Below are 24,003 nucleotides of genomic sequence, written 5' to 3' on the forward strand. Positions count from 1 at the left end.
GCCGTCCTTGAACTGGACGGTGCCGGTGGCGCCCGCGGGGGCGACGGTCGCGGTGAGGTCGACGGCGGTGCCGGTCTTGGCGGTGGCCGGGACGTTCAGCGTGGTGGTGGTGTCGACGATGACCGGGCCGGGGTTGGTGACGGTGATCGTGGCCAGGGGGCCTGCGCCGGCGTTGAGGGCACTCTTGTTGTCGCTGGGGATGCAGCGGGTGGGTGCCCACTGGGTGCCGCCGAAGAAGCTCGCCTTCGGCAGGAAGGTGTAGTAGTTCATGTCGTTGCCGTAGCTGGTGGCACCTCCCGCGGTGCGCACCTTGGGCGTGATCACGCCGGGCGCCCCCGCGGTCACCGTCACGTCGACAGCGGGCAGGCGGAACCAGCTGTCGCCGCCGGTGGCGTTGCCGTTGAGGTCCTTCTTCAGCTTGGGGGCTCGAATGCCGCCCTCGCTGTTGGTGCTGCTCGACGGGCCGTTCGCGATGGTCTGGTTGTTGCCGGACAGACGAATGAAGTTTCCGGCGGGGTCGGCGTTGCCCGAGTCGTTCACCCGGAGCACGCTCGGCGCGACGTTGTCGATGTTGATCCCGGTGCCCACCACGGCGGCGCTGACGAAGGTGGCGTTGGCGGGGATTGCGTAGTCGACCTTCAGACGCGAGACGTTGGTGGTGGTGGCGCCGGAGTCGCTGTCGGGGTACGAAGCGGCACCGGGCTGGATGCGGTAGGTGAACGTCTCGCCGGCTGCCACGGAGGTGGGTGCGTCGACCGTCATCGAGGTGTCGGCCATCTTGTCGACCGTGATCACTGCCTTGGCCTGGCACGAGTTCTTGAACGAAGTGGTGGTGGGCGCTGCGTTGGCCGGGCTACCGACCAGCATCATTCCGGCAACGACCGCCACGCTGGTGACCGGTACGGCAACACGCCGCACTTGGGATCTCGACATGGAAACTCCTTGCGCTCGGTCCGGGGATGGCCGTGCCGAACATCGGGGGTGGGTGAAATTCACCACACTGTGTCATCCAAAGTGAGAACTCGTTGCAGTTATCAAAAAAGGGCCGTCAAGTTACTGAACGGTAAACGCAATAGAGTAAAACGCCAGGTGGAAGCCTCAACTCTCACTTGAGGGTCAACTTTGGGGGGTTCAATCGTGACCATCTTGTGTCCTGGCATGCAGTTTTGGTCCCCTACTGAAACGTGTTCATCGGAGCGTGGGCGGACTGGATTCCTGGGTCGGGGTAGGGGGATCGGCCGATTCCGACAATTGCGCGGGGAGTATCGGAAGCGTGCGGTGCGGGCGGGGTCGACAAGGCCGCGAGGAAGCCGACGCGCGTGGGCCGCGGCGGAGGGGCGGCAACCTTCCCGCGCCTTGCCCACGACCCGGCCGGCGCGATGCGGATGTCGGTGGTCGTCGTTAGCGTCGGGACATGCGAATCAAGATGTGTGGAATCCATGTCGTCGACCCGGCCGCGGCGTTCGAGTTCTACCGCGACGTCCTGGGCTTCGAGGAGTTGATGGCGGTCCCGGAGTACAACCTGTACATCGTGCGGTCGCCGCAGGATCCCGACGGCGTGGGTCTGCTGCTCGAGCCCAGCGACAACCCGGTCGCCGAGGCGTACCGCAGGGGCGTCTACGAGCAGGGCCTGCCGATCATCGTGTTCGGCGCCCCGGACGTGCGGGCGGAGTACGAGCGCCTGTCCGCGCTGGGGGTGCGGTTCACCGGCGAGCCGACCGCGGACCAGTCCGGCACCTCGGCGGTCTTCGACGACACCTGCGGAAACCTGATCCAGATTCACCAGGACGAGTGACCGGCGCCGTCCGGCACGGCCGGCGGCACTGAACGGTCCGGGAGCGCGCGAAAGAGTCCCGGAAACAGCGAAGGCGCCATCCGAATGAATCGGATGGCGCCTTCGAGCACTGTCGGGGTGGCGGGATTTGAACCCACGACCTCTTCGTCCCGAACGAAGCGCGCTACCAAGCTGCGCCACACCCCGTGCCCTGCTCACTGCCGTTGTTTTGGCAGCCAGCGAAGTCTAGCGCACGACTGCCGAAGAACGCGAAACGCCTGTTCGGACGCCCTGTTTTGGCCCTCTGGAGGGGGATGCGACCAATGTCAGCAGGGTCGCTTCCGGGCGGCAGCAGAACCGCGCCGGGGCGTACGGGGAGGTGCCCACGCCGGCGGAGACGTGCAGGCGCGTGTGGGCACCCCACTTCGACGGACCCTTGACCCGGGACCGGTCCAGCTGGCAGTTGGTCACCAGCGCGCCGTAGAACGGCAGGCACAGCTGGCCGCCGTGGGTGTGGCCGGCGAGCACCAGGTCGTAGCCGTCGTCGGCGAACCGGTCCAGCACCCGGGGCTCGGGCGAGTGGGTGATGCCGAGCCGCAGGTTCGCCATCGGGTTCGGCCGGCCGGCGATGGTGTCGTAGCGGTCCCGCTTGAGGTGCGGGTCGTCGACGCCCGCCGTCGCGATGCGGATGCCGGCCACCTCGAGCTCGCGGCGGGTGTGTGTCACGTCCAGCCAGCCGCGCTCGGTGAACGCCGCCCGCAGGTCCTGCCACGGCAGCGGCTCGCCGTGCGTCCGCTTGTGCTCCTTGTTGAAGTACTTGAGCGGGTTCTTCGGCTTCGGTGCGAAGTAGTCGTTGCTGCCGAAGACGAACAGGCCCGGCCGGGCCAGCAGGCTGCCGAGCGACTGCACGACCGCGGGCACCGCCCGCTGGTGCGAGAGGTTGTCGCCGGTGTTCACCACCAGGTCGGGGTCGAGACGGTCCAGTTCGCGCAGCCAGTTCTGCTTGAGCTTCTGCCCGGGCATCATGTGCAGGTCGCTGATGTGCAGCACCCGCAGCGAGGGGGACCCGGGCTCGAGCACCGGCATGGTCGCCTCACGCAGGGTGAAGGCGTTCCGTTCGATCAGCGAGGCGTACCCGACGCCGAGCGCCGCGGCTCCGACCACACCGGCCGCGGTTCCGCGGAGGACGTTGCGAGGGTTGTCAAACACCACTCAAGGATACGCAGCGGGCGCAATCGACATGCGCCTCACCGCCCGAGGCGCGTAGCGTTCGGCACCATGTCCGATTCCACAGCCAGCCTGAAGAGCACCCTGCGCGCCGACCTGACGACCTCGATGAAGGCCAAGGACACGCTGCGCACCCAGACCCTGCGAATGCTGCTCGCCGCTATCCAGACCGAGGAGGTCGCGGGCAAGGAGGCACGCGAACTCACCGACGACGAGGTGCTGAAGGTACTGGCCAAGGAGTCGAAGAAGCGCGGCGAGTCCGCCGAGATCTACACCGAGAACGGTCGCGGCGAACTGGCCGCGAAGGAGCACGCCGAGGCGCGGATCATCGACGAGTACCTGCCCACCCCGCTGACCGACGCCGAGCTGGCGGACGTCGCGGACACCGCGATCGCCCAGGTCGCGGAGGAGTTGGGGGAGCGTCCCGGTATGCGTCAGATGGGTCAGGTGATGAAGGTCGCCACCGCCATCGCCGCGGGCAAGGCGGACGGCTCCCGGATCTCCAAGGCGGTCAAGGACCGCCTGTAGTCCGCCCCCGAACGCCGCCGCCCGGGTGCGGGCGGGAGTCGAGTGCTCCCGCCCGCACCCGGGCGGCTTCATGTCAGCGGCGCGGTGTCAGCGCGGCACCGGCAGGGTGATCGGGGGCAGGCCGGGCAGCTGGATCGTCGCCTGTCCGTCCGGGGCGCCGGGGCCGCCGGGAGCGCCCGGTGCCGGTGTGGGCGCCGTCTTCTTGGCGGTCCCGTCGCTCACGTAGAGCGTGATCGACGAGCCCGGGACCGCGAGCCCCGCCGGTGACGTGCTCAGCGTGGTGCCGCGCGCGCTCTCCCCGGACATGGACACGGCGTTCACCGTGAACCCGGCGGCCTGCAGGGCGCCGGTCGCCTGCGCCTGGCTCATCCCCACCACCTCGGGAACCTGCGCGTTCTGCGATCCACGCTGGTACTTCGGGTCCAGGGGCGGAAGCGACGTGGGCCCGAAGTCGTTCACGATCGGTTTCATCGCCAGGAACCAGGCCCGGGCGGGTTCGGTGCCGCCGTAGACGTTGCCCTCACTGCACTGGCGCAACGGCGAGGTGCAGATCTCGCGGGGCGTCGGCGAGTCCGCGTAGACGTACACGCTGGCCGCGAGGTTGTTGGTGAAGCCGAGGAACGCCGAGGACATGTGCGACTCGGTGGTACCGGTCTTGCCGGCCATCGGCAGCGTCCAGCCGACGGAACCGGCCGCGCCGGCGGAGGTGCCACCGGGCTTGTCGTCGTGACTCATTGCGTTCGCCAGGGTGTCCGCCAGGCCCGGGGCAACGACCTGCTCACAGGCCTGCTGGGTGACGGACACCGGCTTGCCGGTGCGGTCGACGATCGAGTCGATCGGCGTCGGCGGGCACCACTTCCCGTGCGAGGCCAGGGTCGCCGCGACATTGGACAGCTCCAGCGGGTTCACCCAGGTCGGGCCGAGGGTGAACGAGCCGAGGTTCTGCTGCTTCTGCATGTCGGCGAGGGACTGACCGTCGCCCTGCCCGGAGGTGCCGGGCTGCGCGTAGGACCGCAGGCCGAGGCGGACCGCCATGTCCACGGTCGGGGTGACGCCGGCGGCCTCGATCAGCTTGACGAAGGCGGTGTTCGGCGACTGGGCAAGCGCGTCGGTCACCGACAGCGCGGGCGGGTACTTGCCCGCGTTCTCCACGCAGTAGGTGGCCGGCGGGCAGCCCTTGGCGCCGCCGTATCCCATGCCCTTGACGTCGACCCGGCCGGGGACCTGCAGGACCGCGTCGGTGCCGAGACCCTTCTCCATCGCCGCGGCCGTGGTGAAGATCTTGAAGATCGAGCCGGCGCCGGTGCCGACGAGCGAGTACGGCTGCGGCTGGACGGTCTCGTTGATCTCGCCGTTGAGGCCGTAGTTGCGGCTGCTGCTCATCGCCAGCACCCGGTGCTGGTCCTGGCCGGGCGCGATCACGTTCATCACCTGCGCGACGCCCTCGACGGTCGGGCTGGCGGTCGCGGTCAGCGCGCTGTGCGCGGAGTTCTGCACCTTCGGGTCGAGGGTGGTCTTGATCAGGTAGCCGCCCTTCTCGACCTGCTCGCGGCTGATCCCGGCATTCGCCAGGTACTGCAGTGCGTAGTCGCAGAAGAAGCCGCGGTCGCCGGCGGCGATGCACCCGCGGGGCAGCGTCTGCGGCTCCGGCAGCACTCCGAGGGGCTCGTCCTTGGCGGCCCGGATCTCGGCGGCGCGGTCCGGGATGTTCGCGATCATGGTGTCGAGCACGGTGTTGCGGCGCTCGAGCACGCCGTCCGGGTTGGTGTACGGGTTCAGTGCGGAGCTGGACTGCACCATCCCGGCCAGCATCGCGGACTGCGTCAGGTTGAGGTCCTTCGCGTCGACCCCGAAGTAGGTGCGGGCCGCGTCCTGGATGCCGAACGACGCGTTGCCGAACGGCACCAGGTTCAGGTAGCGGGTGAGGATCTCGTCCTTGGTGAGCTTCTTGTCCAGCGTCAGCGCCATCCGGATCTCCCGGATCTTGCGCGCCGGGGTGGTCTCGATGGCGGCCCGGCGCTCGGCGTCGGTCTTCGCCACGACCAGCAGTTGGTAGTTCTTCACGTACTGCTGGTCGATGGTGGACGCGCCCTGCTGAACCTGCCCGCTGGTGGTGTTGGTGAGGAAGGCGCGCACCGTGCCCTGCCAGTCCACCCCCTGGTGGTCGGCGAACCGCCGGTCCTCGACCGACACGATCGCCAGCTTCATGTCGTTGGAGATCTTGTCGCTGGGCACCTCGAATCGGCGCTGCTCGTAGAGCCAGGCGATGGGGTTGCCGTCGACGTCGACCATGGTCGACACCGCCGGCACATCGCCTTCGATGAGTTCTGCGGACACGTTGTCGACGGCGTCCGCGGCCCGGTTCGACGCGATTCCGAACCCGCCGGCCAACGGGAACATCACGCCCGCCAGGAGCGCCCCGGCAAGGGCAGAGCATCCGGCGAGTTTCGCGACTGTCTTTGCGATTGGCACCCCGACAGAGTACGTGGCCGCGCGTGCCCGAGCCCCGAGCGCGGGTCGTGCCACCTCACGTGATGGCTGGCAAGTGTCCTGGATGCACGTCCGTACCAAAAAAGTGGGCCCAGCACCTTGCGCAAACCGTTGTACATTGCCTAAATTGGGAGGCGGTGTGATTCAGATAACACTAGATCAGGAATGTGGTGAGACTCGCTCATGATAGGGCGCGCCCACCGCATCCCAAGAGCGTCAGCGAGGGCGACGCTCGTATTGCAGGAGGGGCAGAAGATGACCGTGATCACCTCGGGAAACCGGCTGGATGTCGAAGAGGCAGAGGCTCGTATTGCGTGGGTTACGCAGGCGCGATGCCGAGCGGTCGATCCCGATCAGCTGTTCGTTCGCGGTGCCGCGCAGCGCAAGGCCGCCACGATCTGCCGACACTGCCCGGTCCTGATGCAGTGCGGCGCGGACGCCTTGGACAACCGTGTCGAGTTCGGCGTGTGGGGCGGAATGACCGAGCGCCAGCGCCGTGCGCTGCTCAAGCAGCACCTCGAGGTCGAGTCCTGGGCGGACTTCTTCGAGGCGCAGCGGCACCAGGCCCCTGTCATCTGAACGGACTAATTCTCTCGCCGCTGGCCGGGACCCCGTCAAATGGGCCCGGCCAGTGTGCTGTCCGGGTCGGCCGCGTGGAGCGCCGCGGCCGGGTCACCCGCCGTGAAGCCGAAAATCCGCAAAGTCGAATCCCGGTACTACGGCGCAGCTGACGAGCACCGCTTCGTTCCCGGCCGGGCGCGCCCGTTGCCAGTGTCGCGCCGGCATCACGAACTGGGGCGACTGTCCGGCGAGGACGTCGGCGCCGAGGACGTGTCGGTTCGGCGGGCCCGGCTCCGTCCCGTCGCCGCCCAGGTCGAGGTGCAGTGCCCCGCCGCGGTGCCAGAACCAGATCTCGTCGCTGCGCACGGAGTGCCACGCCGACTGCTCGCCGGGCATCAGCAGGAACAGGATGGCGGTGCCCGCGGAGCGGGAGTGCGGGTAGTCGGGCGGCAGGGCCCCGGCCGGGACGGTGACGTCGCTGCGCCAGGTCTCCCGGTACCAGCCGCCCTCCGGGTGTGGGGCCAGCTCCAATGCGTGTGCCCAGTCGGGCAGTGTCGCCATGGCAGTCAGCATGGCACCGCCACCGCCTTCCTGTCCGGAGGTCGGCGGCCGTCCGCGGATTCGGGGGAGTGCGACCACCCGGGCGTATGCTTGCCGATAGGCAAGTAAACCGGAGGAGGTCGCATGCCCAGGACGCTCACCGACGACGAGGTCACCAGACTCAAGGTCGCCCTGGCCCGGATCTCGCGGCTCGTCGACCGGCAGGTCTCCGGGGGTGGGCTGACCCGGACCCAGCTCTCCGTGCTCGGCACCGTGAGCAGGCTCGGCCCCCTCGGGGTCGGCGAGCTGGCGGCGACCGAGGGCCTCAACCCCACGATGCTCTCCCGCGTGATCGGCAAGCTCGAGGCGGACGGGCTGCTGGCCCGCTCACCGGATCCCGCCGACCGCCGCGCCGTGCTGGTGCAGGTCACCCCGGCCGGCGAGGAGCTGCACGAGGGGCTGCGCCGCGACAGGACCCGGCTGTTCGCCTCCGGTCTCGCCGCGCTGCCGGAGGATCAGGCCGACCGACTGCTGCTGGCATTGCCCGCGATCGAGGCGCTGGCCACGCAGATGCGGGCGCCCGCCGAGGCGGCGTCGGCGAGCGACCGCGACCGGGTGACCGCGCGGTGACCGCCCTCGCCGACATCCGGCGGGACACCTTCGCCTCACTGTCCAACCCCAACTTCCGGCTCTACTTCGGCGGCCAGGCGGTCTCGATGGTCGGCACCTGGATGCAGGCCGTCGCGCAGGCGTGGCTGGTGCTGCAGCTGACCGGTTCCGGCACCGCACTGGGGTTCGTGGTGGCCCTGCAGACGCTGCCCGTCCTGCTGTTCGGGCCGTACGGCGGCGTCGTCGCGGACCGGCTGGACAAGCGCCGGCTGATGATCGGGCTGCAGGCCATGATGGGGGCGCTGGCCCTGGTCCTGGGCCTGTTGACGGTCACCCACACGGTCACCCTCTGGCAGGTGTACCTGCTCGCGTTCCTACTCGGCATGAACAACTGCTTCGAGAATCCCGCCCGGCAGGCGTTCGTGCTCGAGATGGTCGGCCCCGCGGACCTGCGCAACGCCGTCAGCCTCAACTCGGTGCTGGTCAACGCGGCCCGTGCGGTCGGACCGGCGGTCGCCGGGATCGTGATCGCCGCCGGCGGACTCGGGATCTGCTTCCTGCTCAACGCCCTGAGCTTCGTCGCCGTCGTGGTCTCCCTGGTCCGTCTCGACGTCGCCGCGCTCTGTCCGTCCCCGCCGGTGCGGCGCAGTCCCGGGCAGCTGCGCGAGGGCCTCGGCTACGTCGGCCGCACACCGGAGCTGCTGATCCCGCTGCTGATGATGGCGCTGGTCGGTGCCCTCGCCTACGAGTTCCAGGTGGTCCTGCCGGTGCTGGCGCGGGAGACCTTCGGCGGTGGTGCCGAGGTGTACGGCTTCATGACCGCGGCGATGGGCGCCGGCGCGGTGGTCGGCGGGCTCTACGTCGCGGCCCGCGGACGGACCGGGGTGCGGGCGTTGTCGACGTCGGCGGCGGTGTTCGGGGTGCTGATCGCGGCCGCCGCCTTCGCCCCCACGCTCTGGCTCGAACTGGCCGCGTTGGCGTTCGTCGGGGCCGCCAGCGTCGGCTTCATGGCGACCGGCAACAGCACCCTGCAGCTCGGGGCGGACCCGAGCATGCGAGGTCGGGTGATGGCGCTGTGGTCCGTCGCGTTCCTCGGCTCGACCCCGATCGGCGGGCCGATCGCCGGCTTCGTCGCCGAGGAGTTCGGCGGCCGGGCCGCGCTCGCGATGGGCGCGGCGTCCTGCCTGGTCGCGGCGGGGCTCGCGTTGCTGGTCGCGCGCCGGCGGTCGGCGGCCGCGCCGGAACCCGTCCCCGGCGCGGCCTGAGCTCGCGCCCGACCTGCCGTCAGACCTGGCCGGTGAGCTGGTCGGCGACGGCCCGCAGGGCCTCGAGGTCGGACACCTCGAAGGGCAGCGACGGCACGCCGACCACCGGGACGCGCGGGTGCGCCTTGGAGAAACGGCCCAGCATCCGCAGCTCGCGCTGCGCGGTCCGGGCCCGCTCCGCGTGGATTCGCAGCACCGCGGCCGCCAGCGGGTGCTCCCCGTTCTCCTTCAGCTGGTCCGCCGCCGCCACCGCGTGATCGGCGGACAGCGAGCTGAGCGTCGGGTGTGTGCGGTTGAGCACCAGTCCGGCCAGCGGCATGCCGTCGGAGGTCAGCCGCTCGACGAAGAACGACGCCTCCCGCAGCGCATCCGGCTCCGGCGCGGCGACCACCATGAAGTGGGTGCCGTCCGCCCGCAGCAGCTCGTAGGTCCGGGCGGCCCGCTCCCGGAACCCGCCGAACATGGACTCGAAGGACTGCACGAACGCGGACGCGTCGGCCAGCATCTGGCTGCCGACGACGGTGTTCACGGCCTTGAGCGCCAGGCCCATCGCGCCGGTCACCAGGCGTCCGATGCCACGACCTGGGGCGGAGAGCATCCGGATCATCCGGCCGTCCAGGAAGGCGCCGAGCCGCTGCGGGGCGTCGAGGAAGTCCAGCGCGTTGCGCGACGGCGGGGTGTCGACCACCACCAGGTCCCACTCGTCGCTGGCGGCGAGCTGCCCCAGCTTCTCCATCGCCATGTACTCCTGCGTGCCGGAGAACGAGGTGGCCACGGTCTGGTAGAAGGGGTTCGCCAGGATCTGCTGGGCCTTCTCCGGTGTCGAGTGCTCGAGCACCATGTCGTCGAAGGTGCGCCGCATGTTCAGCATCATCGCGTGCAGCTCGCCGGTCGCGCCCGGCCCCAGCTGCACCGGCTGCGGGGTGTTGCCGAGGTCCTCGACGCCGAGCGCCTGCGCCAGCCTGCGAGCCGGGTCGATGGTCAGCACCACCACACGTCGGCCCTGCTCGGCGGCCCGTAGCGCCATCGACGCGGCGGTGGTGGTCTTGCCCACGCCGCCGGACCCGCAGCACACCACGATCCGGGAATTCGGGTCGGCGAGGATGCCGCCGACGTCGAGCGGGGCCGTCACCGGACGCCCTGTTCGGCCAGCTGCTCGGCGAGTTCGTACAGCCCGCCGAGGTCGACGCCGTCGGTCAGCGCGGTCAGGTGCAGGCGGGCGACGTCCAGCGCGTCGAGGCTCTCGGCGCTGTCGTCCTGCGCGCGCAGCGTCGACGCGTTCTCGATGGTCTCGGTGAGCAGGCCGGCGAAGTCGTCGTCGGAGAGCGTGATGCCCGCCGCGGCGAGACCGGCCCGGACCGCGTCGGCGTCGATGACGCCCGCGGCCGCGTCGGCCATCTCCTTGGTGGGCAGGTACGCGGTCGCGCTGCGGTTGACGATCACGGCGCCGATCCGCAGGTCCGCGGCCTCGAGTTCCACGACGGCGTCCGCGGTCTCCTGCACCGGGAGGGCCTCGAGCAGCGTCACCAGGTGCACCATCGTCTCGTCGGAGTGCAGCAGGCGCACCACCCCTTCCGACTGGGAGTGCACCGGCCCGCCCTTGGCCAGGTCCGCCATCGCCTTCGTCACGTCGAGGAAGCTACCGATCCGGCCGGTCGGCGGCGAGTCCACCACCACCTCGTCGTACACCCGGACGCCGGACTTGTCGGTGCGGATCACGCACTCCTTGATCTTTCCGGTGATCAGGACGTCGCGCAGGCCCGGCGCCAGCGTGGTCGCGAACTCGACGGCGCCGATCCGGCGCATCGCGCGGCCGGCGAAGCCCAGGTTGTAGAACATGTCGAGGTACTCGAGGAACGCGGTCTCGATGTCGAGTGCCAGCGCGAACACCTCGCCGCCGCCGTCGGCCGTGGCGATCTTGGTCTCCGCCGGGGGCAGCGGCGGCATGTCGAACTGCTGCGCAATGCCCTGCCGTCCTTCGACCTCGACGAGCAGTACTCGCCGCCCGCCCGCGGCCAATGCCAGAGCCAAAGCCGAAGCGACGGTTGACTTTCCGGTGCCGCCCTTGCCTGAGACAAAGTGGAGGCGGGCCTTGTCCGCCTTGGCCGGCCATTCGAATGCGGGTGTGCTCGCGGGTGCTGCCACACCCGGAGCCTATAAGTCGCGGCGCCGCGTCGTGCCGGGGCCGGTCGTCCGCGTCGGAAATCTGCGTCGGTGGACTTCGACGGCGGGGCACTAGGCTCTCCGGCATGAGTGAATTGACCACCTGGGAGTACGCGACCGTTCCGCTGCTGACCCACGCGACCAAGCAGATCCTCGACCAGTGGGGAGCCGACGGCTGGGAACTGGTGTCGGTGCTGCCCGGCCCCACCGGTGAACAGCACGTGGCGTACCTGAAGCGCCCGAAGGGCTGACCGCGATGGGACAGTGGAAGGCGCGTCTGGCCGAGCTGGGCCTCGAGCTGCCCGCCGTGGCGGCCCCCGTCGCGGCGTACGTCCCGGCGGTGCGGACCGGCGACCTCGTCTACACCTCGGGGCAGCTCCCGTTCGTGGACGGCGCACTGCCGTTGACCGGAAAGGTCGGCGGCCCCGTCGACGCGGACGAGGCGAAGGCCGCGGCCCGGACCTGCGCGCTCAACGCGCTGGCCGCGATCGACGCGCTGGTCGGACTGGACTCCGTCGTGCGGGTGGTCAAGCTCGTCGGGTTCGTCGCGTCGGTGGAGGGCTTCACCGGCCAGCCGGGCGTCATCAACGGCGCCTCCGAGCTGATGGGTGAGGTGTTCGGCGACGCGGGCGTGCACGCCCGGTCCGCGGTCGGGGTGGCCGAGCTTCCGCTCGCCGCGCCCGTCGAGGTCGAGGTCATCGTCGAGGTTCGCTGAACCGGCCGGGATCGTCCGAACACGCTGCGCGGCTGCGCCGCCCGTAAGGGGTGGCGCAGCCGCGGTTTGTAAGGTGAGCCCATGACCCCCGCACATCCGGCGTACGCGCAGCTCCGACAGGTCACCGACATCGCCGCGGTGATGTTGGAGGACAACCCCGGGATGATGACGCTCGACGGGACCAACACGTGGATCCTGCGGGCCCCGGGCCGCGAGGAATGCGTCGTGGTCGACCCCGGCGAGGCCGACGAGGAACACCTGCTCCGGGTGGCGTCGGTCGGCCCGGTGGCCCTGACACTGATCACCCACCGGCACGGGGACCACACCGGCGGCATCGACCGGTTCGTCGAGCTGACCGGCTCCCCGGTCCGGTCCGTGGACCCGAAGTTCCGCCGTCGCACCGACGCCGGCCTGCCCGACGGCGAACTCATCGAGGAGGTCGGGCTCGCGATCCGGGTGCTGCGTACGCCCGGGCACACGCTCGACTCGACGTCGTTCGTGATCGAGGGGGAGGGCTCGGTGCTCACCGGCGACACCATCCTCGGCCGCGGCACCACAGTCCTCGACTCGACGGACGGCGACCTCGGCGACTACCTGGCCTCACTGCGGTCGCTGATCGACCTCGGCACCGGCCGCACGGTGCTCCCGGGTCACGGCCCGGACCTGCCCGACCTGCAGACGGTCGCCCAGCAGTACCTCGACCATCGCGAGGACCGGCTCGACCAGGTCCGCGCCGCCCTGGAGGCGCTCGGCGCGGACGCGAGCGTGCGCAGCGTCGTCGAGCACGTGTACACCGACGTCGACGAGAAGCTGTGGCCGGTGGCCGAGCAGTCCGTCCGGGTGCAGCTGGACTATCTCCGCCGCTGACGTTGCGTTTCCGGTCCCGGTGCGCGAGCGTGGAACTCGGTGTTCCCGCGAACCGAGGAGCTCGTCGATGACCGACTACGGACGTCCGCTGCAGTTCGGCATGTTTCCCACCCCGGAGTCGGGTCGGGCGGACGAGGTCCTCGACCTGGTCGAGATGGCCGACGAGGAGGGACTGGACCTCGTCGGGATCCAGGACCACCCGTACCAGAAGGACTTCCTCGACACCTGGTCGCTGATGGCGTTCGTGCTGGCCCGGACCAGCAGCATCCGGGTGTTCCCCGACGTGGCCTGCCTGCCCCTGCGGCCCCCGGCGGTGATGGCGAAGGCGGCGGCGAGCCTGGACGTGCTGTCCGGCGGACGGTTCGAGCTCGCGCTCGGCGCCGGCGCCTTCTGGTCGGCCATCACCGCGATGGACGGGCCGGAGCGCACACCGGGGGAGGCGGCGGGGGCGTTGTCGGAGGCCGTCGACGTGATCCGGCTGATGTGGTCCGGGGAGCGGTCGGTGCGCTACGACGGCACCCACCACCGGTTGTCCGGGGTGCACCCGGGGCCGCGGCCCGCCCACGACATCGGGATCTGGCTGGGGGTGGGCGGTCCACGGATGCTCGGTGTGCTCGGCCGCAAGGCCGACGGCTGGGCGCCGTCGAACAGCTACTTCCCGCCGCCGAAGCTGCCCGACATGCACACGCGGATCGACGAGTCCGCGACGGCCGCCGGCCGCGACCCCGCCGACATCCAGCGCATCTACAACGTCTTCGGCGCCATCACCGACGGTCCCGGCGGCGGCTTCCTGGGCGGCCCGGTCGGGCAGTGGGTCGAGGAGCTGACCGGACTGGTCGTCGAGACGGGCATGGACACCTTCGTCTTCGGCGCCGAGGGGGACGACCCGCACCAGCACCGCCGGTGGGCGGTCGAGGTGGTGCCCGCGGTGCGGGAGGCGGTCGCGCGGCACCGGGCCTGAGGCCGCGACGGGCAGGGAACGACGAAGCCGCCCGCCCCCGAGGGGGACGGACGGCTCGGTCAGATCTGCGGTGGCGTCAGCGCGCGCGGCGGGCCAGACGCTCCGAGTCGGAGATCAGCACGCTCTTGCCCTCGAGACGCAGCCAGCCACGGTGCGCGAAGTCGGCGAGCGCCTTGTTCACGGTCTCGCGGGAGGCGCCCACGAGCTGGGCGATCTCTTCCTGGGTGAGGTCGTGCGTCACCCGCAGCGAGCCGGCTTCCTGGGTGCCGAAACGCTGGGCGAGCTGCAGCAGCGCCTTCGCGACCCGGCCGGGGACGTCGGTGAAGATGAGGTCCGCGAGGTTGTTGTTGGTGCGGCGCAGGCGGCGGGCCAACACGCGCAGCAGCTGCTCGGCGATCTCGGGTCGCTGGTCGATCCAGGACTTGAGGGCGTCGCGGTCCATCTGCACGGCGCGGACCTCGGTGACGGTGGTGGCCGTCGAGGTGCGGGGACCGGGGTCGAAGATGGACAGCTCGCCGAACATGTCGGACGGGCCCATGATGGTCAGCAGGTTCTCGCGACCGTCGGGGGAGCGGCGACCGAGCTTGATCTTGCCGGACACGATGATGTAGAGCCGGTCGCCGGGCTCGCCCTCGTTGAAGATCACGTGCCCACGGGGGAAGTCGACCGGCTGGAGCTGCTTGACCAGTGCGGCCACTGCCGACGGCTCGACTCCCTGGAAGATTCCGGCTCTGGCCAGGACCTCGTCCACGTGCGCTCCTTCATAGGGATCTTGATTCTGACGTCCGGGTGCCCGTCGTGAGGCTCCCGGCCGTGCTTCGGCACTTTGGCTGTGCCGACGGTTTTGTAGCTTGTCCAAGTAAGTCTAGCTGTCCGCGCTCGAACATTAGTGACCGGCGACACCCCGCGCACGTCGAATGGTCACGGATCGTCGGGCAGCGGTCAGCTGGCGCGCTGTGTGGACAGCGGCGGCTCGTCCTCCGCGTCGACGCCGCCGCGCTTGCGGCGACGGTGGAAGCGGGCCAGTGCCCGGGGCAGGCCCTCTTCGGCGAGAGTCGCCACCTCGGCATGACTTGCCTGGTCCAGGAACTCCTGGACCTCCTGCTCGCGCACCGTCAGCCGGCGTAGGCGGCATTCCACCCGCTCCATCGCCAGCGCAAACAGCATGAGCAGCACTGGGAAGAGCACCACAGCGAGACCTTGCATACCGGGAAGTAAACACGGCGAATGTCTCAGAAGCGAAACGATCGGTGAGGCCTTCTCCTACGCGTCCGTAGAGTTGTCCGGGTGTCCTCAACTGTTTCGCAGACCCCGGTTCCGCGTCGGGTCGCGTCCACCGGAAGTCGCCGTCGCGACGAGACCCAGCTCGGTCTCGTGCGCCGCGCCCGACGGATGAACCGACGGCTGGCCGAGGCGTTCCCGCACGTCTACTGCGAGCTGGACTTCGCCACGCCGCTGGAGCTGTCGGTCGCGACGATTCTGTCCGCGCAGTGCACTGACGTGCGGGTTAACCAGGTGACGCCCGCGTTGTTCGCGCGGTACCGCACCGCCGCGGACTACGCCGGGGCGGAGCGCGCGGAGCTCGAGGAATACATTCGCAGCACCGGCTTCTACCGGAACAAGACCAACTCGATCATCGGCCTCGGGCAGGCGTTGGTGGAACGTTTCGACGGTGAGGTGCCGCGCACGATGAAGGAGTTGGTGACGCTGCCGGGCTTCGGCCGCAAGACCGCCAACGTGGTCCTCGGGAACGCCTTCGATGTGCCCGGTATCACCGTGGACACCCACTTCGGCCGGCTCGTGCGGCGCTGGGAATGGACGCAGGAGGACGACCCGGTCAAGGTCGAGCACGCGGTCGGGGAACTGATCCCCCGCAAGGAGTGGACCCTGCTCTCGCACCGGGTGATCTTCCACGGGCGCCGGGTGTGCCACGCCAAGAAGCCGGCCTGCGGGGTGTGCGTGCTGGCGAAGGACTGCCCGTCGTTCGGCGTCGGCCCGACCGACCCCGAGGTGGCCGCGGCCCTGGTGAAGGGCCCCGAGACCGAACACCTGCTCGACCTGGCGGGTCGGTGAGCTGAGCGTGCACGTGTCCAATGCCGGCCGCTGGAGCCTGGCTGCCCTCGTCGTCGTCGCCGCGCTGGTCGTTGCGATCTGGCCGCGGGGCGGGCCGGACGAGTCCCTCCCGCGGGGTTACGCCGACTACGTCGGCGGTGGGGCAACCCCGTCGCTGCAGGAACGTGCCCCCGGCGACACCGACGCCGCGTTGGCCGGTCCCCGGGCGCGAGCCGCGATCGACCCGTGTCCGACGCCGGTCCCGGGCGCGGTCGCGTCGGGCCCGCTGGCCGGCATCGGCCTCGAGTGCCTCGCCGACGGCACCCGGATCGACGTCGGCGCGGCGCTGGCCGGCCGCCCCGCGCTGGTGAACCTGTGGGCCTACTGGTGCGGCCCGTGCGCCAAGGAACTGCCCGCGCTCGACGAGTACGCCCGTCGTGCGGGGGAGCAGGTCGCGGTGCTCACCGTCCACCAGGACCCCAAGGAGGGCAACGCGCTGACAGCGCTGGCCGACTACGGCGTGCACCTGCCGGGAGTGCAGGACGGCACCGGCCGGGTCGCCGCCGCGCTCGGCGCGCCCAACGTACTGCCCGTGACCGTGCTGGTCCGGGCCGACGGCACGGTGGCTGCGGTGCTGCCGCAGCCGTTCGACAACGCGGACCAGATCGCCGACGTGGTCCGAGAGAAGCTGGGTGTGACGACGTGACACTGACCGACCACCAACCGCCCGAGTGGCTGCGCCGGGTCGCCACCCTGCCGCCGTCGGACGGCAACGCCGTCAATCCGGTGCTGTTGCGCCGGACCCCCGCCGGGGTGTCGGCCCGCGACGCCGCCGTGCTGGTCCTCTTCGGCGGTTCCGCCGAGGCCGACCCGATCGCCGTCGGCGGCCTGCCCGAGGACGCCGACGTGCTGCTCACCCAGCGGGCGTCGACCCTGCGCCAGCACGGCGGACAGATCGCCTTCCCCGGCGGCGCCGCCGACCCCGGGGACAACGGACCGGTCGGCACCGCGCTGCGTGAGGCGCAGGAGGAGACCGGCCTGGAGCCGGACGGGGTGCGCACCATCGCGGTGCTGCCCGGGATCTTCGTGCCGCCGTCGGGTTTCGACGTGACCCCGGTGGTCGGGTACTGGGACCGGCCGTCGCCGGTGCGGGCGGTCGACCAGGGCGAGACCGAGCGGGTGGCGCGGGTGCCGATGCGTTCGCTGCTCGATCCGGACAACCGATTCGTCGTCAAGCACCGGCTCGGCTACCAGGGTCCGGCGTTCCTGGTCGACGACATGCTGGTGTGGGGTTTCACCGCCGGCGTCCTCGCCGGCCTTATCGCGGTCTCCGGCTGGGAGATCGACTGGGATCGCGGCGACGTCCGCGACCTCGAGGTGGCATTGGCTGAGGTCGAGGCAGGAGTGGTCGAGGTGCACGAGCGGTGACCGGATCCGCCTGGATAGACATCGCGATTCTCGCGGTCGCGGTGCTGGCCGCCAGTTCCGGCTGGCGGCAGGGCGCGGTGGCGTCCGCGCTGGCGTTCCTGGGAGTGGTCCTCGGCGCGGTCGCCGGCATCCTCATCGCACCGCACCTGCTGGTGCACGTCGACGCAGGCCGGACGCGGGTGCTGGTCGGCGTGCTGCTGATCGTCGGGATGGTGATCGTCGGCGAGGTGGCGGGCATGGTGCTCGGCCGCGCCGCCCGCGGCGTGATGCACAGCCCGGTCACCCGGTCGGTGGACAGCGTCGTCGGCGCCGGACTGCAGTGCGCGGCCGTCCTGGTCGCGGCCTGGCTGCTGGCCATCCCGCTGACGGCGTCGTCGCAGCCCGAGGTCGCGACCGCGGTACGCGGGTCCAAGGTGCTCACGCAGGTCGACGACGTCGCGCCCAACTGGATGCGGCGTCTGCCCAGCGAGTTCTCGGCGCTGCTCGACACCTCCGGCCTGCCCGACGTGATCGGCCCGTTCGGGCGCACCCCGATCGCGGTGGTGGACCCGCCGGACCCGAGCATCGCGGCGAGCCCTGTCGCGGCCCGGCTCGAGCCCAGCGTGTTGCGGATACGCGGCGTGGCGCCGAGCTGCCAGCGGGCCCTGGAGGGGTCCGGTTTCGTGGTCGCACCCGAACGGGTGATGACCAACGCGCACGTGGTCGCCGGGACGTCGCAGGTGGTGGTGGACACCTTTGACGGACCGCTCGACGCCCACGTGGTGCTCTTCGATCCGGAGGTGGACATCGCGGTGCTCGCGGTGCCCGGCCTGGACGCACCGGTGATCCCGTTCGCCCCGGAGCCTGCGCGGTCCGGGGACAGCGCGATCGTGCTGGGCTATCCCGGCGGCGGTCCGTACACCGCCAGCGCGGCCCGGGTCCGCGAGACCCTGGACCTGTCGGGACCCGACATCTACCGCACGTCCGACGTCACCCGCGAGGTCTACACGGTGCGCGGGTCGATCCGGCAGGGCAACTCCGGCGGCCCGCTCGTCGACGAGCAGGGCCGGGTGCTGGGCGTCGTGTTCGGTGCGGCGGTCGACAACAGCGACACCGGGTTCGTGCTCACCGAGGCGGAGGTGTCGCGGCAGCTCGCGCAGGCGTCCGGCGCGTCCGCCACGGTCGGCACCGGGAACTGCATCCTCTAGTTCGCGAGGTCGCACCTGGACCCCTCCACCTGCAGTCCCCAATGTCACATTGGATATCCCAGAGATACCTAATGTGACATTGGGGACGGAGGTGGGGGACTGGTGGGGTCGGTCAGCGGGTGAGGAACTCCGCCAGCTCGGCGGTCACTTCGGCGGGGCGCTCCCGGTGCGCGTAGTGACCGGCGCCGGCGACGGTGTGCAGGCGCCGACCCGGCGCCCACCGGTTGTCGTGACGCAGGGCGGCGGCGAGCACGTACGGGTCGTCCTGCCCATGGATCTGCAGGACCGGGATGGTCAACGCCTTGTTCATCGCCTTCATGAACCGGCGGCCGTCGGGACGCCACTGGCTGCGGAACGCCCAGCGCTGGTACTCCAGCGAGCAGTGCGCCGCGCCCGGGATCTGGATCGCCGTCCGGGCCCGGTCGACGACCTCCGTGAATTCGTCCGAGCGCTGCCACTGCTCGCCGGACCGTTCGCGGAGCAGGCGCTCCACCTCGGCGCCGCCGTTGCGGGTCAGTACCCGCTCCGGACGCCACGGCAGCTGGTAGCTCAGGAACGACGGCAGGAGGGCGCCGCGCTGGGCGCGGTCGCGCAGGACCGCCCGCTTGAGGGCGATCGGGTGCGGCGAGCTGACCAGGGCGATCGACCGGACCAGCCGGGGGTGCAGGACGGCGGTCGACCAGCAGACCAGGCCGCCGTCCGCGTGCCCGACCAGCGTCGCGTCGGTGTGGCCGAGGGCCCGGATCAGTCCGGCGACGTCGCCGGCGAGCGTCCAGCCGTCGTAGCCGCGGGGCGGCTTGTCGGTGTCGCCGTAGCCGCGCAGGTCCATCGCTACGGTGCGGTACCCGGCGTCGGCGAGCGCGGTCAGCTGGTGCCGCCACGACCACCAGAAGTCGGCGAAACCGTGCAGCAGCACCACCAGCGGCGCGCTGGGGTCTGCCGGGCCGGCCTCCACGGCATGGAAACGGATGCCGTTCGCGTGCACGTCGAGATGCCGCCACGGACCGTCGATGCGGGCGGTTGACGGGTCTGGGGCGGTCACGGGCGGCGTGGCGGGCTTGATGGCCGTCTAGCCGGTGGTCCGGCGGGCGTACTCGCCGGGTGTGTAGTCGCCGTGCCGGTAGCTGGACTCGGCGGCGCTGGGCAGCACCGACGCGGCTTGCCGCAGCGAGTCGATGGTCTTCGCCGGTGCCCGGAGCTTGCGCACCCGCAGGTATCCGAGTCCGGCCAGCGCCGCCGTCATCAGCAGCATCAGCAGGAAGACGATGAGGAAGGCCAGCCAGCGGACGACCCACACGTCGAGCAGTTCGGCGAGGAAGAAGAAGAAGAAGAACGCGCTGAACACGAGCACCGAGATCGCGAGGATGAAGAACAGCGAGCCCTGCAGGCCCTTCTTCACCTCGCCGGTGACCTCGGCCTTGGCCAACTCGACCTCGGCGCGGACCAGCGTGGAGACCTGTGCGGTGGCGTCCTTGACCAGGTTGCCGATGCTGGCGGTGCCCGGTGCCAGCGAGTCGACGTCGGTGAGCGGGATCGACGAGATCGAGTTCGGGACTCCGTCTCCGGTCAGCCGCTGGGTCCTGTTGCTGCCGTTGCGGTCGCTGATGCTCACGTCTCGCCCCTGTCTCGTCGTCGTTCGTCAGCCGTTGTCGGCCGGTTCGGCCTGGGTGCGGGCGTCGTGGACGCGCCCCCGGCGCAACAGTAGCGCCGACCCGATCAGTGACGCAGCCAAGGACGTCAGCAGCACCGCCGCCTTGGCCTTCTCCTGTTCGGCGCCCTCGAGTGCGAGTTCGGCCACGAGAAGGCTAACGGTGAAGCCGATCGCGCCGAGCACCGACAGGGCGAACATGTCGCGGAAGTCGAGCCCGGCCGGCTTGACGGCGATCCGCAGCCGGACCACGAGCCAGGAGACGCCGAAGATGCCGATGGTCTTGCCCAGCAGCAAGCCGAGGATGATCGCCAATGTCAGCCGGTCGGTGAACATCGTGCCGAGCACCTCTGCGTTCACCGGGACACCCGACGCGAACAGGGCGAACACGGGCACACAGAACCCGGCCGAGTACGGCTGGATGCGGTGTTCGAGTCGGGTGGCGGGGGCCTCGTCCTCGCCCGGGTCCGGTCGCACCCGGGTCAACAGGCCGAGCACCACGCCGGCCAGGGTGGCGTGGATCCCGGCCTCGTGCACGGCGTACCAGACGAACATTGCCAGCGGGACGTACAGCAGCGGCGTGGTGATCCGGCGGTGCTGCGCGAACCAGTACAGGGCCGCGCCGGCGACCGCGGCGAGCAGCCAGAGCATCGCGATGGACGCGGTGAACACGGTCGCGATGATGATGATGGCCAGCAGGTCGTCCACGACGGCGAGGCTGAGCAGGAACACCCGGGCGCCGGCCGGGATCCGGGAGCCGGTCAGGGCCAGCACACCCAGCGCGAACGCGATGTCGGTGGCGACCGGGATCGCCCAGGCCTGTTCGATTCCCGGCTCGCCCCAGCCGACTGCCAGTGCGATCAGCGCGGGGGTGACGACGCCGCCGACCGCCGCGATGATCGGGAGCATCGCCTTCTTGCGGTCGGAGAGTTCGCCGACGACCAGTTCTCGTTTGAGTTCGAGGCCCGCGACGAAGAAGAACACGGCGAGCAGCGCGTCCTGGGCCCATGTGCCGAGGCTGAGGTTGAGGTGCAGTGCGCTCGGCCCGACCTGGAAGTCGCGCAGCGAGAAGTAGGCGTCGGACCAGGCGGAGTTCGCCCAGAGCACGGCGACCGCGGCGGCGATCAGGAGGATGGACCCACCGACCGTCTCGGTCCGTAGGTAGCGGGAAAGTTCGGAACGCACTTGCGTGATCACGTGGCCGGTCTCCTGTGGTGAAGAGGGCGTGCAGGGGCTGTTTGCCGACCAGACTTCCCGGCGCTCCGGCTGGAATCTTAACGCCTTCCTGGCGTGACGGTGGCGACGGCGCGGACCTGAAAGTTCGTTCCGCTAAAGGTTCCGATAATGTATTTCCCACAGTGTGGACGGTCTTGGTCCACGCCTTAGCGGTTTTGTGCAGGAGATTCCGGATGAGTCAGGCCCCCGACGTCGTGATCGACCCGCCAGTGAAGGCGGTCGCGGAGGCCAAGGAGGTGCCGCGCAGCCGCATCGTGGTGGCCAGCACAATCGGCACCTCGATCGAGTTCTACGACTTCTACATCTATGCGACCGCGGCCGTGTCCGTGTTCCCGCATCTGTTCTTCCCCAAGGGCAACGACACCACCGCGCTGCTCGCCTCGCTGGCGACGTTCGGCCTGGCCTTCGTCGCCCGGCCGCTCGGCTCGATCGTCTTCGGACACTTCGGTGACCGTATCGGTCGCAAGGCCACCCTGGTCGGCTCGCTGCTCACCATGGGCGTCGCGACGTTCCTCATCGGCCTGTTGCCCACCTACCACCAGATCGGCATCGTCGCGCCGGCGTTGCTGGCGCTGATGCGGTTCTGCCAAGGCCTCGGGCTCGGCGGGGAGTGGTCGGGCGCCGCGCTGCTCGCCACCGAGACCGCGAAGAAGGGCAAGCGTGCCTGGGCCGCGATGTGGCCGCAGCTGGGCGCACCGATCGGGTTCTTCCTCGCCAACGGGCTGTTCCTGATCATCACGCTGTTCATGGACCACGACACCTCGAATCCCGACCTGGACGGCGCGTTCCTCAGCTGGGGCTGGCGGATCCCGTTCCTGCTCAGCGCCGTCATGGTCATGATCGGTCTCTACGTGCGTCTCAAGCTGGAGGAGACGCCGGTCTTCGCGCGGGCCGTGGCCAACGGGGAGAAGGTCAAGACCCCGCTCGCCGAGGTGTTCAAGACCAGCTGGCGCCAGCTGATCATCGGCACGTTCGTGATGCTCGCGACGTACACGCTCTTCTACATCATGACCACCTGGGTGCTCAGCCACGGCACTGGCAAGACCCCGGCACACGGCGGCACCGGGGTCGGCTTCCAGTACACCGACTTCCTGGTGCTCCAGCTGGTCGCGGTCTTCTTCTTCGCGGGCGCGATCCCGATCTCGGGCTGGCTGGCCGACCGCTACGGCCGGCGCATCACCCTGCTGGTGATCACCGGGCTGATCATGGTCTTCGGCCTCTCCTTCGGGCTGCTGCTCGACCCGGTGGGCATGGGCGAGGGCCGGATGCTGGTCTTCCTCGTCATCGGCATGGTGCTCATGGGTCTGACCTTCGGGCCGATGAGCGCGGTGCTGCCCGAGCTGTTCCCGACCAACGTCCGCTACACCGGGTCGGGCATCGCCTACAACACGGCGAGCATCCTCGGGGCGGCGGTCGCCCCGTTCATCGCCACCTGGCTGGCGACGTCGTACGGTGTCGGCTGGGTCGGCATCTACCTGCTGATCGCGGCGGCGATCACGTTCGTCGCGCTGCTGGTGATGCGCGAGACCAAGGACGCCTCCCTGGACGGCTGATGCCGGGTCAGGCGACGGCCTCGACCGGGTGCGGGTACTGCGCGGCGCGGTGCTGGAACGAGACGATGCTCGGGTTCTGGATCACCCCGTCGCGGATCTCGATGGCCCGGGAGATGGTCGTGTCGGCGTCCCAGGCGTCGGCGCCGGAGATCACCGTCCGCAGGTGCGGCAGCAGGGCCTCGCTGATCTCCCAGGTCGCGGAGTTCCACAGGTGCGACGGGCTGTGGTCGACGGCGTAGTAGTGCACGTTGTCGCCGACGACGAAGCTGGGCTGCGCGAACGTCGTCGGGCGGGCCCAGCTGAAGCCCATGCCCTCGTCGCAGGACACGTCGACGATGACGCTGCCGGGGGCGAACCCGGCGAGGTCGCCCTCGTCCAGGAAGGTCAGCGGCGCGTCGGTGTCCTGCAGGGTGCAGTTGACCACGATGTCGTTGGCGGCGAGGAAGTCCGCCAGCGGCACCGGGCCGCCGTCGGTGACGACGCAGCTGCGGGTCGGGTGGTCCGGGTCGTGCGCGACGTGGACGATCCGCGCCGAGTGGATCGGCGAGCCGACCGCGGCGGCCTTCCGGTTGGTGAGGACCTGCACCTCGTCGACGCCGAGGGCGTTGAGCGCGGTCACGGCGCCGCGGGCGGTGGCGCCGAAGCCGATGACGACCGCCCGCAGTCGACGGCCGTAGTCGCCCGTCGACCCGACGAGCTCGAGGGCGTGCAGCACCGAGCAGTACCCCGCGAGCTCGTTGTTCTTGTGGAAGACGTGCAGGCCGAAACCGCCGTCGGCGGTCCAGTGGTTCATCGCCTCGAAGGCGATCAGCGTCAGCTTCTGGTCGATCGCGAGCTGGGTGATGCCGGCGTCCTGGACGCAGTGCGGCCAGCCCCACAGGGTCTGCCCCTCACGCAGTTCGGCCAGGTCCTCGCGTTGCGGCTTGGGTAACAGCACGACGTCGCAGTCGGCAATCAGCTCGTCGCGGGAGCGGATCCCCGCGACGAGGGGCGCCAACGCGTCGTCGCTGACGCCGAACGGCGTTCCGTAGCCGCGTTCGAGGTAGAGGTGCGCACGCAGGTCGGGATCGATACGCGGGAAGTGCATCGGATGGATGGGCAGCCGTCGCTCGTTCTCCTTGTGGGAGTGCGCGAAGACGCCAAGGTCAATCATATGCAGTTGTCTCCTGAAGGTGTCGATCGCAAGTGGTTGAAAATCA

At 70.2% G+C, this 24,003-nt stretch carries 25 protein-coding genes, 1 tRNA gene and 1 pseudogene; 14 read left to right on the forward strand and 13 right to left on the reverse strand.

Going from position 1 to position 24,003, the window contains the following annotated elements; translation table 11 throughout:
- Window positions 1-933: pseudogene (locus RT2_RS14110) on the reverse strand (Ig-like domain repeat protein); the annotation flags it as partial.
- Between the two features lie 481 nt (window positions 934-1,414).
- Here RT2_RS14110 and RT2_RS14115 point away from each other — a divergent pair.
- The gene (locus RT2_RS14115; RefSeq protein ID WP_072845431.1) at window positions 1,415-1,795 is read left to right on the forward strand and encodes a VOC family protein; all 381 of its coding nucleotides are present in this window, start codon (window positions 1,415-1,417) and stop codon (window positions 1,793-1,795) included.
- A 112-nt stretch (window positions 1,796-1,907) separates the two neighbouring features.
- Here the strand turns inward: RT2_RS14115 and RT2_RS14120 are convergent.
- Both RT2_RS14120 and RT2_RS14125 read right to left on the reverse strand, forming a co-directional pair.
- Window positions 1,908-1,981 (reverse strand) — tRNA-Pro (locus RT2_RS14120).
- Window positions 1,982-2,020: 39 nt separating this feature from the next.
- Window positions 2,021-2,983 (reverse strand): metallophosphoesterase, encoded by a 963-nt coding sequence (locus RT2_RS14125; RefSeq protein WP_072845539.1) that lies wholly within the window; start codon window positions 2,981-2,983, stop codon window positions 2,021-2,023.
- A gap of 69 nt (window positions 2,984-3,052) precedes the next feature.
- Between RT2_RS14125 and RT2_RS14130 the strand changes: the two genes are divergently transcribed.
- On the forward strand, window positions 3,053-3,529 hold the full coding sequence (locus RT2_RS14130; RefSeq protein ID WP_072845432.1) for a GatB/YqeY domain-containing protein: 477 nt from the start codon (window positions 3,053-3,055) through the stop codon (window positions 3,527-3,529).
- A gap of 87 nt (window positions 3,530-3,616) precedes the next feature.
- Here the strand turns inward: RT2_RS14130 and RT2_RS14135 are convergent, their stop codons facing one another.
- Window positions 3,617-6,001, reverse strand: coding sequence for a penicillin-binding protein (locus RT2_RS14135; protein WP_281244389.1), 2,385 nt, complete (start codon window positions 5,999-6,001; stop codon window positions 3,617-3,619).
- 273 nt (window positions 6,002-6,274) lie between these two features.
- Here RT2_RS14135 and RT2_RS14140 point away from each other — a divergent pair, with 273 nt between their 5' ends.
- Entirely contained in the window at window positions 6,275-6,598 is a 324-nt protein-coding gene (locus tag RT2_RS14140; RefSeq protein WP_072845541.1) for a WhiB family transcriptional regulator, read from the forward strand.
- 93 nt (window positions 6,599-6,691) lie between these two features.
- On the opposite strand, the gene RT2_RS14145 is transcribed toward RT2_RS14140, so the two are convergent.
- Complete coding sequence (locus RT2_RS14145) at window positions 6,692-7,141, reverse strand: cupin domain-containing protein (protein WP_072845542.1); 450 nt, start codon at window positions 7,139-7,141, stop codon at window positions 6,692-6,694.
- Window positions 7,142-7,264: 123 nt separating this feature from the next.
- Here RT2_RS14145 and RT2_RS14150 point away from each other — a divergent pair, with 123 nt between their 5' ends.
- Together RT2_RS14150 and RT2_RS14155 are read left to right on the forward strand one after the other, a co-directional pair.
- Window positions 7,265-7,750: a MarR family winged helix-turn-helix transcriptional regulator gene (locus RT2_RS14150; protein ID WP_072845433.1), complete on the forward strand. Its 486-nt coding sequence runs from the start codon at window positions 7,265-7,267 to the stop codon at window positions 7,748-7,750.
- Window positions 7,747-8,994 carry an MFS transporter gene (locus tag RT2_RS14155; RefSeq protein WP_072845434.1) on the forward strand — a complete coding sequence of 416 codons (1,248 nt, stop codon included), beginning with the start codon at window positions 7,747-7,749 and terminating at the stop codon, window positions 8,992-8,994. Before RT2_RS14150 ends, RT2_RS14155 begins: the two co-directional genes overlap by 4 nt.
- 19 nt (window positions 8,995-9,013) lie before the next feature.
- Here the strand turns inward: RT2_RS14155 and bagB are convergent, their stop codons facing one another.
- Both bagB and bagA read right to left on the reverse strand, forming a co-directional pair.
- The gene (gene bagB / locus RT2_RS14160) at window positions 9,014-10,126 is read right to left on the reverse strand and encodes an ATPase BagB (RefSeq protein ID WP_072845435.1); all 1,113 of its coding nucleotides are present in this window, start codon (window positions 10,124-10,126) and stop codon (window positions 9,014-9,016) included.
- A complete protein-coding gene (gene bagA, locus RT2_RS14165) occupies window positions 10,123-11,139 on the reverse strand; it encodes an ATPase BagA (RefSeq protein WP_072845436.1) in 1,017 nt (338 codons plus the stop codon). The genes bagB and bagA overlap by 4 nt, the downstream gene beginning before the upstream one ends.
- A gap of 104 nt (window positions 11,140-11,243) precedes the next feature.
- Between bagA and sp36 the strand changes: the two genes are divergently transcribed.
- The 4 genes from sp36 to RT2_RS14180 all read left to right on the forward strand — a co-directional run bounded on the left by sp36 (window position 11,244) and on the right by RT2_RS14180 (window position 13,700).
- The gene (sp36, locus tag RT2_RS25485) at window positions 11,244-11,408 is read left to right on the forward strand and encodes a Sp36 family protein (protein WP_092775768.1); all 165 of its coding nucleotides are present in this window, start codon (window positions 11,244-11,246) and stop codon (window positions 11,406-11,408) included.
- 5 nt (window positions 11,409-11,413) lie between these two features.
- Window positions 11,414-11,872, forward strand: coding sequence for a RidA family protein (locus RT2_RS14170; protein ID WP_072845437.1), 459 nt, complete (start codon window positions 11,414-11,416; stop codon window positions 11,870-11,872).
- Window positions 11,873-11,953: 81 nt separating this feature from the next.
- Window positions 11,954-12,739, forward strand: coding sequence for an MBL fold metallo-hydrolase (locus RT2_RS14175; protein WP_072845438.1), 786 nt, complete (start codon window positions 11,954-11,956; stop codon window positions 12,737-12,739).
- Window positions 12,740-12,806: 67 nt separating this feature from the next.
- Complete coding sequence (locus RT2_RS14180; protein ID WP_072845439.1) at window positions 12,807-13,700, forward strand: LLM class flavin-dependent oxidoreductase; 894 nt, start codon at window positions 12,807-12,809, stop codon at window positions 13,698-13,700.
- A gap of 76 nt (window positions 13,701-13,776) precedes the next feature.
- Here the strand turns inward: RT2_RS14180 and RT2_RS14185 are convergent, their stop codons facing one another.
- Together RT2_RS14185 and RT2_RS14190 are read right to left on the reverse strand one after the other, a co-directional pair.
- A complete protein-coding gene (locus tag RT2_RS14185; RefSeq protein ID WP_072845440.1) occupies window positions 13,777-14,451 on the reverse strand; it encodes a Crp/Fnr family transcriptional regulator in 675 nt (224 codons plus the stop codon).
- Window positions 14,452-14,642: 191 nt separating this feature from the next.
- Window positions 14,643-14,906: a hypothetical protein gene (locus tag RT2_RS14190; protein ID WP_072845441.1), complete on the reverse strand. Its 264-nt coding sequence runs from the start codon at window positions 14,904-14,906 to the stop codon at window positions 14,643-14,645.
- 186 nt (window positions 14,907-15,092) lie between these two features.
- Between RT2_RS14190 and nth the strand changes: the two genes are divergently transcribed.
- Genes nth through marP form a run of 4 tightly spaced genes read left to right on the forward strand, consistent with a single transcriptional unit; the run spans window position 15,093 to window position 18,367 of the window.
- Window positions 15,093-15,773 carry an endonuclease III gene (gene nth, locus RT2_RS14195; protein ID WP_092775770.1) on the forward strand — a complete coding sequence of 227 codons (681 nt, stop codon included), beginning with the start codon at window positions 15,093-15,095 and terminating at the stop codon, window positions 15,771-15,773.
- 7 nt (window positions 15,774-15,780) lie between these two features.
- Window positions 15,781-16,458 carry a TlpA family protein disulfide reductase gene (locus RT2_RS14200; protein WP_072845443.1) on the forward strand — a complete coding sequence of 226 codons (678 nt, stop codon included), beginning with the start codon at window positions 15,781-15,783 and terminating at the stop codon, window positions 16,456-16,458.
- A complete protein-coding gene (locus tag RT2_RS14205) occupies window positions 16,455-17,180 on the forward strand; it encodes an NUDIX hydrolase (protein WP_072845444.1) in 726 nt (241 codons plus the stop codon). Before RT2_RS14200 ends, RT2_RS14205 begins: the two co-directional genes overlap by 4 nt.
- Entirely contained in the window at window positions 17,177-18,367 is a 1,191-nt protein-coding gene (gene marP, locus RT2_RS14210; RefSeq protein ID WP_072845445.1) for an acid resistance serine protease MarP, read from the forward strand. Before RT2_RS14205 ends, marP begins: the two co-directional genes overlap by 4 nt.
- A gap of 112 nt (window positions 18,368-18,479) precedes the next feature.
- Here marP and RT2_RS14215 read toward each other — a convergent pair whose 3' ends face one another.
- From RT2_RS14215 to nhaA, 3 genes are read right to left on the reverse strand one after another with little or no spacing between them, the layout of a single operon-like run.
- Window positions 18,480-19,409 carry an alpha/beta fold hydrolase gene (locus RT2_RS14215; protein WP_072845446.1) on the reverse strand — a complete coding sequence of 310 codons (930 nt, stop codon included), beginning with the start codon at window positions 19,407-19,409 and terminating at the stop codon, window positions 18,480-18,482.
- A 27-nt stretch (window positions 19,410-19,436) separates the two neighbouring features.
- Complete coding sequence (locus RT2_RS14220) at window positions 19,437-19,973, reverse strand: phage holin family protein (RefSeq protein ID WP_072845543.1); 537 nt, start codon at window positions 19,971-19,973, stop codon at window positions 19,437-19,439.
- A 33-nt stretch (window positions 19,974-20,006) separates the two neighbouring features.
- Window positions 20,007-21,209: a Na+/H+ antiporter NhaA gene (gene nhaA / locus RT2_RS14225; protein ID WP_072845544.1), complete on the reverse strand. Its 1,203-nt coding sequence runs from the start codon at window positions 21,207-21,209 to the stop codon at window positions 20,007-20,009.
- Between the two features lie 215 nt (window positions 21,210-21,424).
- Between nhaA and RT2_RS14230 the strand changes: the two genes are divergently transcribed.
- Window positions 21,425-22,804, forward strand: coding sequence for an MFS transporter (locus tag RT2_RS14230; RefSeq protein WP_245709108.1), 1,380 nt, complete (start codon window positions 21,425-21,427; stop codon window positions 22,802-22,804).
- Between the two features lie 7 nt (window positions 22,805-22,811).
- On the opposite strand, the gene RT2_RS14235 is transcribed toward RT2_RS14230, so the two are convergent.
- Window positions 22,812-23,957 carry a N(5)-(carboxyethyl)ornithine synthase gene (locus tag RT2_RS14235; protein ID WP_072845447.1) on the reverse strand — a complete coding sequence of 382 codons (1,146 nt, stop codon included), beginning with the start codon at window positions 23,955-23,957 and terminating at the stop codon, window positions 22,812-22,814.
- Between the last annotated feature and the right edge of the window lie 46 nt (window positions 23,958-24,003).

The sequence above is a fragment of the Rhodococcus tukisamuensis NBRC 100609 genome (genome assembly GCF_001894985.1).
Classification (GTDB): domain Bacteria; phylum Actinomycetota; class Actinomycetes; order Mycobacteriales; family Mycobacteriaceae; genus Rhodococcus_G; species Rhodococcus_G tukisamuensis.

Coding starts and splice junctions, on each gene's coding strand:
- RT2_RS14130 (WP_072845432.1), top strand. CDS start 3,053: ATGTCCGATTCCACAGCCAGCCTGAAGAGCACCCTGCGCGCCGACCTG.
- RT2_RS14230 (WP_245709108.1), top strand. CDS start 21,425: ATGAGTCAGGCCCCCGACGTCGTGATCGACCCGCCAGTGAAGGCGGTC.
- sp36 (WP_092775768.1), top strand. CDS start 11,244: ATGAGTGAATTGACCACCTGGGAGTACGCGACCGTTCCGCTGCTGACC.
- nth (WP_092775770.1), top strand. CDS start 15,093: ATGAACCGACGGCTGGCCGAGGCGTTCCCGCACGTCTACTGCGAGCTG.
- RT2_RS14170 (WP_072845437.1), top strand. CDS start 11,414: ATGGGACAGTGGAAGGCGCGTCTGGCCGAGCTGGGCCTCGAGCTGCCC.
- RT2_RS14115 (WP_072845431.1), top strand. CDS start 1,415: ATGCGAATCAAGATGTGTGGAATCCATGTCGTCGACCCGGCCGCGGCG.
- RT2_RS14140 (WP_072845541.1), top strand. CDS start 6,275: ATGACCGTGATCACCTCGGGAAACCGGCTGGATGTCGAAGAGGCAGAG.
- RT2_RS14150 (WP_072845433.1), top strand. CDS start 7,265: ATGCCCAGGACGCTCACCGACGACGAGGTCACCAGACTCAAGGTCGCC.
- RT2_RS14190 (WP_072845441.1), bottom strand. CDS start 14,906: ATGCAAGGTCTCGCTGTGGTGCTCTTCCCAGTGCTGCTCATGCTGTTT.
- RT2_RS14180 (WP_072845439.1), top strand. CDS start 12,807: ATGACCGACTACGGACGTCCGCTGCAGTTCGGCATGTTTCCCACCCCG.
- RT2_RS14145 (WP_072845542.1), bottom strand. CDS start 7,141: ATGGCGACACTGCCCGACTGGGCACACGCATTGGAGCTGGCCCCACAC.
- RT2_RS14235 (WP_072845447.1), bottom strand. CDS start 23,957: ATGATTGACCTTGGCGTCTTCGCGCACTCCCACAAGGAGAACGAGCGA.
- RT2_RS14175 (WP_072845438.1), top strand. CDS start 11,954: ATGACCCCCGCACATCCGGCGTACGCGCAGCTCCGACAGGTCACCGAC.